This window comes from Ciceribacter sp. L1K22 (assembly GCF_017599385.1).
GTDB lineage: Bacteria > Pseudomonadota > Alphaproteobacteria > Rhizobiales > Rhizobiaceae > Allorhizobium.
This window is the reverse complement of the sequence record NZ_JAGFPK010000018.1, coordinates 1-1454: the sequence shown is the minus strand read 5'-3', so window position 1 is coordinate 1454 and position 1454 is coordinate 1. Positions and strand designations below refer to the sequence as shown.

Genomic DNA, 1454 nt, shown 5'->3' with positions numbered 1-1454 from the left:
GCGTGCCCGGCGAAAAGCCCGGCGCCAGCGTGCCGCCGCTGCCGATGGTGACGGTGCGCCCGGCCGTGCCGAAGGTGCCGGTGCCGCCGAGCAGCCCGCCGCCCGAAACATCGATCGCGCCGCCGAGCAGCGCGCCGTCGGCCAGCATCAGCCCGCCGCCGGTCACCGCCGTTGTGCCGGAAAAGGCGGAACTGTCGCCGAGAAGCGTGGTCGTGCCGGCCAGATGGCGGATCGTGCCATTGCCCGAGATCGCCGCCTGAAAATCATAGTCGTCATCGGTGTGGTTGAAGACGAGCGTGCCGGTGCCGGCCCCGAACACCAGCCGCGCCGCATCGAGCCTCCCCGCCGCCACCGCCGCATCCCCCTCCGCCGCGCCGATCGACACGGTGCCGTTGGACCCGCTGCGGTCCGCAACCGTCGCCGTTCCGCCATGGCTGCCATCGCCGAGTTGTGCTCCGACGGTGACCGTGCCGCCGTCGCCGACACGCAGCAATGCCTGGCCCTCGCGCCCGACAGAGAGGTTGGTGCTGGAACTCCAAAGCGATCCCTCGCCCGTGACATCCACGCTCCCGCTTGCCTGACTGCCATCGCCGATAACGCCATACGTATTGCTGACTGTGCCTCCACCCGAGACGATCAACCAGCCGTTTTTGACCAGTCCGACGGTGAGGCCGCTACTGTTGACCCAGGTTGATCCCTCACCGGTAACGGTGACGCTGCCGGAACCAGAACTGGAACGGCCAAGAACCGCGCCGGCACTGCTCATAAAGCCGCCATTGGCGATCGTCACGATGCCTGTCCCATTGGCGCCGATGTAGAGATATCCGTTGCTCTCCCAACGCGAGCCGTCCCCTGTGACGGTCACCTGACCTGTACCGCCCACTACACCGACTAACCCGGCTCCATTCACCACCCGCCCTCCGTCCGAAATCGTGAGAGAGCCTGCCGTACTGTAGCCAACGTTGATCGATGTCGATGAAGTCCAACTCGTTGGCGACGAGGGCGTGACGCTGCCTGTCGCCACGACCGATTGCGCGGCCGCCATGACGGGAAGAAGCGAGAGGCTGGTGGTGACGAGGAGATAGGAACGGATACGGGTCATGAATGCAGCACGGTATGTCAGGTGGACGATGGGCCGGCCGGAGGCGCGCCCGTCTCACTGACGGACCTGATGCGCTCCGGGCCTTTGCTCGCTATCACTACCGCGCCTGGGAGGAGGTCGGTTATGCACAGCGTTCCGCCGACCCCGGCCTACCTTGCGTTTGCGTCCCAATGAAAGGAAATGTTTACGCTTTTGCCTGTGCGCTTTGCGGGGAGGGCAAGTGCCGCCCGCATTGCATGTCCCGTCATTGACGCCCGCACCCGCCCTCAGAATGCGATCCTGACCTTTGCGGTTGCGGTGTGCTCGCGGGCGGTGTCGCCGAAGCGGCCGTTGTAGCCGATGCCGAGGGTGG

The 1454-nt window shown here is 66.0% G+C and carries 1 pseudogene; it reads right to left on the bottom strand.

The annotated features are described in order from the left end of the window. Window positions 1–1102: pseudogene (locus J5J09_RS22685) on the bottom strand (autotransporter outer membrane beta-barrel domain-containing protein); the annotation flags it as partial. Window positions 1103–1454: the final 352 nt, after the last annotated feature.